The organism is Muriventricola aceti, from assembly GCF_025567565.1.
GTDB classification, from domain to species: domain Bacteria; phylum Bacillota; class Clostridia; order Oscillospirales; family Oscillospiraceae; genus Lawsonibacter; species Lawsonibacter aceti.
The window spans coordinates 18,179-25,096 of the sequence record NZ_JAOQKF010000009.1 but is presented as its reverse complement, the minus strand read 5'-3'; the positions used below and the strand labels follow the sequence as shown (position 1 = coordinate 25,096).

Genomic DNA, 6,918 nt, shown 5'->3' with positions numbered 1-6,918 from the left:
CTGACAGCCCCCCCAAAAAAAGAGAGCCAAAACAATAACTTTAATACTTAAAGGAGGAACTACCATGTCAACGAACAAGACCCAACACTACCACCTCAACCAATGGGAGGCGGAGGACAAGGTGCTCCGTGCGGAGTTCAACCAGGACAACGCCAAGCTGGACAGCGCCCTGGCCCAGGCGGCCCAGGAGCGGGCGGAACTTCGCTCCGCCATCCCCAAAATTGTCACCGGGACCTATCAGGGGAATGGAGCGGCCAGCCAGACCATCCCCCTGGGCTTTGCTCCCAAGGCGGTCCTGACCATGACCCAGAGCGGCCTGATGTACAGCCCCAATTCCTCCGGCTATATGTTCGGCGGTCTGGCCCTCCCCGGCCATTCTGCCAGCCACCGATATCGCCGGTCAATTTCCTCCCCCTATGAGTATTACCCCGGTGTGGAGGTGACGGATGCGGGCTTTACAGTGTACGAAACCAGAATAGGGGAGTACGCCGGGGTATCCTGCAATTCAGCGGATACCACCTATCACTATCTGGCTGTTGGATAAGGAAAAGCCACCCCCGGGCCGAAGTCCGGGGGTGGTTTTAATTCGTTGCTATGAGATAATGAGAGATTTATCAGTTATGCAACAGTGGCAGTACCGACGCCGATGGTCAGAGTACCAATAGTGTTGTTGCTAACCGTAACAGTGACACGATAGTTTCCGGCAGCCAGCTCATAGGGCAGGGTGAAGTCGCCGTCAATCATGCAACCGGCGTACTCACTCTGATTAGCGGTAGCGGCAGGAGCAGTAAAGGAAACTTCTTCCTGATAGCCGCCGTCACGAACTTCAATCTTGAAATTCAGAGTAGCAGAACCATAATTGTAGTTAGCTCCGTTGCTATCCACGACCTTGACGTTAGCAATGGTCACCTTGTTCTTGTCCATGGTAACAGAAACAGCGCCGCTGTTGGTATTGCTAATCGCATACCCGGTTACAGGAGGAGTGACACTGCCGCCGTTCACGGTGGAGCACTCAGTCACGACCACGTAGATTCGGGCGGCCAAATCGCTGTCGTTCTTGTCATCATAGATGACATAGGCATTACCGGTCACGGTGCGGTCCTTGAAGGTGTTGGCCAGAGTCTTGGCGGCGATGTTCTGCTCCACCTGATAGTCGGCGTTGTTGTCGTTCATGACTTCACCGGACAGGGGGTAGCGGTCGCCCTTGTTAGCGGGCAGCATGATCAAAGTAATCTCGCTGTCGCTGCCAATCACCAGGGAGGTGGTATCCAGGGTCAGGGTATCGCCGCTCTGAGTGATGGCATCGCCGTTCAAGGCAACAGTTTCCTTATCAGCATCGTCGGGGGTGTCAAAGGCGGAACCGGTCTCATAGTAGCCGTCAGCGTCAATGGAGTAATCCTCATACAGGTTGCCCTTGCTCCAACGCTCCTTGGTCTCCACCTTGGTCAGCTCGCCGTCCAGGACCACGAACCAGCGCTCCACCTTCTCATTGTCGCTGTTGTCCACAAAGGTGGTATCCTTCTTCACGGTGTACAGCAGGCTGTTGGTGGTGCTCTTCACGCGGCCGTTGTCGCCAGTGTCCACAAAGACCAGAGAGGCTGCCTTAGTGTTGTTGTCCTTATCGCGCATAAAGGCAATCTTGCCGTCGTTCGCAGTGTCGATGGTGATATCAGGCACGTTGACGATGCCGGTATAAATGGTAATGTCGTCGTTCTTGTCCTTCACGATAAACACGGTGTTGCTGTTGCCTACCACGCTGTCAAAAATGACTACCTTGTTGTTCTTGATGCTGGTGGCAGAACTGGTTCCGGTAGTGGCTGCAGCAGTCAGAGTGTACTCGTCTTTGCTGTTGCGGCTATAGGAGTACCAGCCGTTGTAGCTATCAGTACGGTTACCGCTGGCGTAAGTGATTGTCTGCTTCTGGCCGGCCGCGTTCCGCAGCTCCTTGATGGTGATGGTCTCATTAGCGCCGTCGGAGAAGTAGGCGTCAGAGATGTCCTTAGTAGACAGGTTGGTTTCCTTGGCGATGCCGTTGATGTAGACATAGTTGCCCATGGACAGGGAAGCGTCGTCCACATACAGGGCATAGCCGTACTGATCCAGCACGATGGCGGCGTTGTTGCCCACAGAGAACTCGGTGGCGCAGCCGTTGTCGCCGTCAACCTCAGCGAACTTGGCGTAGTCGTGCTTGGTGCCGTCGATGGTCACGTTGCCGCCGGCGTCGCCATAGGTCTTGGTAGCGGTGGAGTAAGCGGTGACCTCGCCGGTCAGGACCTCAGCCTTCACAGCGGACTGAACCTTGCCGCCAGCGTAGGTGTACAGGATGTAGTCGTCCTCGGCCATATCCTTGACGGAGTCGAAGTCGTCGTCAGCCAGGGAGTTGACGCTGTTGGTCAGACCGCCAATGGGAGTGGTCAGAGTGGTGACAGCCACAGTGCCCTTGCTCTCGTTGTAGTCGCCGGTGGCCTGCATCAGATAGGTGTTGGACACGGTGACGGTGACCAGTTCCTTGTCGGCGTCCGTATACACCTCGGTCAGCACGCCCTTGCCGCTCTGGCAGGAGGCGGAGGAGGAGTTGGCCTGAGCGTAGGTGGTGGTGATGGCGACCTCGTCGGCAACCTTCACACCGTCAACGAACAGATCCAGACGATAGTCGTCCACCACGTCCTTGCCCAGCAGGTCGTACAGGTCGTCCTTGCTCATCTTGGCGGTGTAGGTGGCGGCGGGGGTATCGGAGTAGGTGCCAATGGTAGTGGTCTTGTAGGTCCAGCGGGTGCCGGGACGGCCGAAGTCGTCGCTGCGATCCTCGTACATCTTCAGATCGCCCTGATACAGCTTCTCGCCCAGCTCCACGATCCGGGTGCCGGAGTTGACAACAGTGCCGGCGGTGGTCAGGCCCTTGATGGCGCCGGCATAGGACTCGCCGCTGGTGATGAAGTTGTAGCTGACCTTACCAGCCTCAACCTTGACGCCGTCGGCGTCAACCTTGATGGTGTCGTTGTCGGCCTCAACAGTGCCGGCCTTCAGAGTATTCAGCACCAGTTGAGCCAGGTCGTTGCGGGTCATGGGCTCGATGACGCCGGACTCCACATCGATGAACAGGTCGATCTTGTTGGCCTGCTTGATGGTGGAGAACTGCCAGTCATTCTCAAAGTCGGACTGGAACTGGAAGTAACCCAGGGCCTTCATCAGCATCAGAGCGGCCTGGGCAGTGGTGACAGACTGGTCACCGCCGTAGGTGGTGGCGCTGACACCGGAAGTGATGCCGTTGGTGTAGCAGGCGGCTACATAGGGTTCAGCCCATGCGGGGACATCGGTAAAGGGGCTGGTGCCCTTGTAGTTGGCTACGCGGTAGTCCATCAGGTTGGACATGACCACGGCCATCTCATTACGGGTGACCAGTGCGTCGGGGTTGAAGTTGCCGTTCTCGTCGCCGGTCATGACACCGACTTCCTGGAGAACTTCGATGGCTTCCTGATTCTGCTTGGAAGACACATCGTCGTAGGCCGCGCCGGTGCCGACTACCATCAGGCCCATGACCATGACGGAAGCCAGAGCCAGGCTAAGGGCCCGCTTCAGGTTTCTCATTCGGGATTCCTCCTTAAATTTTTTGGCCCTCGGACCTGTGCAGCCTTTCGGACCATATCTCAACTGACCGCTTTTCGCCCCGGAACCCGAAACAGGCGGGAGAGCTGCCCCTTCCTGTGCCGACCGTCAGCAGAGGCCCTGTGGAGCGCTCCATGGCAACGTTCAGGGGCCGCCCTCCGACCTGTTTCGAGTAGAGAGCCATTATTTTACAGCGGTCATTGTTAGGGGAAAACGCCTGAATTTTCGCGCTTTTTTCGTTCAAAACAGGGGTGTTTTCGCCCAATAGTCGGCCCAGCGGAGTATAACGCCCCTTGCAAAGCAAAAAAGGTGAGGAAAACCCGCTAAGAGAAAATAAAAAAGGGCGCTTTTTCAAAGAAAAAGTGCCCTTGGTAGACATCTGGTAGACACCCAGAAAATGGAAAAGCGGGAAAGCCACGTTTCCCAGCGCTTTCCCGCTTTTTTTGGTAGACATTTGGTAGACAAGATCACAAACTTGCATCTTGGTATGCCGCTTGAATAGAGACGAGCCGCTGGCGGTATAAATCCACAGCCTCCTGCGGGGCCACCAGCTCGATACCGTCTAAGGCAAAAAGCCAGCCTAAAAACTGGGGGCTCATGACTAGAGAGAGGGTGACCCGAAAGTGGGACTCCCCGTCAGGGACCAGAATGATGTCCTGGCCGAAGCGATCCCAGACCACACCAGCCATGGATTGGAGACCCCGAAGGGTAACTGTCATCTCTTTGCCGGAATACATGGCAAAGTGCTTCTGGCCGTAGGAGGCTACCTGAAAGTTGGGATACTGCTCCTGGCCGGAGCGAGGAAGATTGGTGACTACGATATCTGCCATCTTGTCCACCCGGTAGTGGCGCATTTCCTGATTGACATGATCAAAGGCTACCAGGTAGTAGTTCTCGTTGTCCCAGATCAGGCCATAAGGGGAGACAGTATACCGCTTGCCGTCCCGGCGAAAGACCTTCTGGCGAGAAATGTCGTAGTCGAAATATTTGAAGGTGATGGCCTTCTGGGCGGACAGCGCCCCATGGAGCCTGTCTACATTATAATAGATGCTCTCGTTCATCACCTTGATCCGCCCGCTGACATAGACCTGGCGTTGGAGCTGCCGGGCCTGGTGGATGCTAGCCAGCCCCTCTAGCTTGCGAATCAGGGCGTCGCTCTTTTTCTGGGTGATAAAACGGGAGGACTGTACTGCGTCCATGAGCAGCTTCAGCTCCGGCAGCTCAAACTCTCGGGAACCGATGAACCAGCCTGGTGAACGGCCCTTGCGGCTCTGAACATCCAGGCCGAACAAGGAGAGCGTCTCAAGGTCGTCATAGATACTCTTTCGCTCCGCTTTGATGTCCCGCTTGGCCAGCTCCTGAATCATCTCAGGGACGGTGATGGGGTGATCCTCGTCCGTCTGCTCCAGCAGGATCTTGGACAGATAGAGCAGCTTGGATTTTTGATTGGCGCTTTTTGCCACAGGGCATCTCTCCTTTCTCGACTCAAGGATAGCAGAGCCTATGTCCGATAAATAGGACTTTATTGCCAGTGGGCCCAGACGTCGGGACAGTAGCCCACGGTGGCCTGCCTGCCATTCCTGACGATTGGGGTGCGGAGCAAAGTCGGGTCCTGGTAGAGCTTCTCCAGTTTAGCTTGGTCGGAGGCCAGATAGGACAGCAGCGCCGCGTCCGGGTGTCCCGTGTCTACCATGACGGCTAGTCCCACGGCGTTTTTCACGCTGGTCAGCTCCCCCAGGCTCATGCCATACTTTTTTACGTCCACAGCCTGAAATTTGATGCGCCGTTCCTTAAACCATCGCTCCGCCTTTTTGGTGTCGAAGCACTTGCTTTTTCCAAAAATCTGAATATTCATCCTATATCCCCCACAAAGATAAAACGAGGGCCAGAATACCCGTCCCGCGTTATCCACTCGCTCCACATAACGGCCGGCCGGACCCACAGTCCGCCCTCCCCGTATAAGGCCCGGTAGACCACCATAGCCTCCCCGGTCTCCGAGTGCGTGGCGGAACCGAGCACCTGGTATTCACTCCCTTTAAAATGGCGGTAGCGCCCCGGCTTGATGTCCATATCCAGTCCCTCCTGTTTTTCCAAAGTATATCATATTCAATTGAACTGGACAAGCTGCCGGTTGGCATGAAAGGCAACCGGCCGGACCATACTAACCGTTACTAACAAAGGAAAGGACGGTAGCGGTCCATGAAAGCAGTTATTATGGCCGGCGGGGAAGGCACCCGGTTGCGGCCCCTATCCCTTGGTGTCCCAAAGCCCATGACTCCCCTGTTCGGGCGGCCGGTAATGGAGCACATCATCACCCTGTTAAAGCGCCACCACATCACCGATATCTGTGTCACTCTGTGCTACAAACCCCAGTCAGTGATGGACTACTTTGGCAGTGGGGAACAGCTGGGCGTCCAGCTGACCTATTTTGTAGAGGAGGAGCCTCTGGGGACCGCCGGAAGTGTTAGAAACTGCCTGTCCCACCTGGGGCGGGAGGACTTCCTGGTCATCAGCGGGGACTGTGTCTGCGACCTGGACCTGACTGAAGCCATCCAGGCGCATCAGGAGTGGGAGAGTTGCGCTACTCTGGTCCTCTACGCCCACCCCAAGCCTCTGGAGTACGGTCTGGTCCTCACCGACGAGCAGGGGCGTGTACAGCGGTTTGTGGAAAAACCCTCCTGGGGCCAGGTGGTTACCAACATGGTAAATACAGGCATCTATATTCTATCCCCACGGGCTATGGAGCTGGTGCCCCAGCAGGGCCCCTTTGACTTTGGCAAGGATCTGTTCCCTACCCTGCTGGAACAGAGGATGCCTCTGTACGGCTGTCCCCTGGAGGGCTACTGGTGCGATATGGGGGACTGCGGAGCCTACCTTAAGTGTGTTCAGGACGCCCTGGATGGACGGGTAACAATGGACCTGAATATTCCCCAGCGGAGCGACGGGATCTGGTCCGCCCAATCTCTTCCCCAAGGGATCACGCTGACGCCTCCCTGCTGGATCGACCGGGATGTGGAACTGGAACCAGGCGCCATTGTAGGCCCCTATGCGGTAATCAGCAGAGAGTGCCGGGTGGGAGAACGGGCGGTGGTCCAGCGGTCCGTCCTGCTGGAAGGAACCGCCGTAGACTCTAGGGCCTCACTGGACGGCGCCATTTTATGCCCCGGCTCTGCCGCTCAGAAGAAGTCTATTTTGAAGGATGGAGCTGTGCTGGGGGACAACGCCCTGGCGGAGGAGGGGGCCATCCTGTTGGAGCGGGTGCGTCTGTGGCCTGGGCAGACAGCCCCCGCTGGCTGTCGGCTGGCCCGATCT

The 6,918-nt window shown here is 56.7% G+C and carries 6 protein-coding genes; 2 read left to right on the top strand and 4 right to left on the bottom strand.

Features of this window, described 5'->3' with window-relative positions; genetic code table 11:
- Nucleotides 1–64 precede the first annotated feature (64 nt).
- Nucleotides 65–544 (top strand): hypothetical protein, encoded by a 480-nt coding sequence (locus tag OCV64_RS10575; RefSeq protein ID WP_262669961.1) that lies wholly within the window; start codon nt 65–67, stop codon nt 542–544.
- A 74-nt stretch (nt 545–618) separates the two neighbouring features.
- On the opposite strand, the gene OCV64_RS10570 is transcribed toward OCV64_RS10575, so the two are convergent.
- The 4 genes from OCV64_RS10570 to OCV64_RS10555 all read right to left on the bottom strand — a co-directional run bounded on the left by OCV64_RS10570 (nt 619) and on the right by OCV64_RS10555 (nt 5,676).
- Complete coding sequence (locus tag OCV64_RS10570) at nt 619–3,588, bottom strand: S-layer homology domain-containing protein (RefSeq protein WP_262669960.1); 2,970 nt, start codon at nt 3,586–3,588, stop codon at nt 619–621.
- A 485-nt stretch (nt 3,589–4,073) separates the two neighbouring features.
- Nucleotides 4,074–5,069, bottom strand: coding sequence for a helix-turn-helix transcriptional regulator (locus OCV64_RS10565; RefSeq protein WP_262669959.1), 996 nt, complete (start codon nt 5,067–5,069; stop codon nt 4,074–4,076).
- 59 nt (nt 5,070–5,128) lie between these two features.
- Nucleotides 5,129–5,461 carry an arsenate reductase family protein gene (locus OCV64_RS10560; protein ID WP_240286485.1) on the bottom strand — a complete coding sequence of 111 codons (333 nt, stop codon included), beginning with the start codon at nt 5,459–5,461 and terminating at the stop codon, nt 5,129–5,131.
- A complete protein-coding gene (locus OCV64_RS10555; RefSeq protein WP_147572394.1) occupies nt 5,458–5,676 on the bottom strand; it encodes a DUF1653 domain-containing protein in 219 nt (72 codons plus the stop codon). Before OCV64_RS10555 ends, OCV64_RS10560 begins: the two co-directional genes overlap by 4 nt.
- 129 nt (nt 5,677–5,805) lie before the next feature.
- Between OCV64_RS10555 and OCV64_RS10550 the strand changes: the two genes are divergently transcribed.
- Nucleotides 5,806–6,918, top strand: a 1,113-nt coding sequence (locus tag OCV64_RS10550) for an NDP-sugar synthase (protein ID WP_262669958.1), incomplete at its 3' end; no start/stop codon positions are given.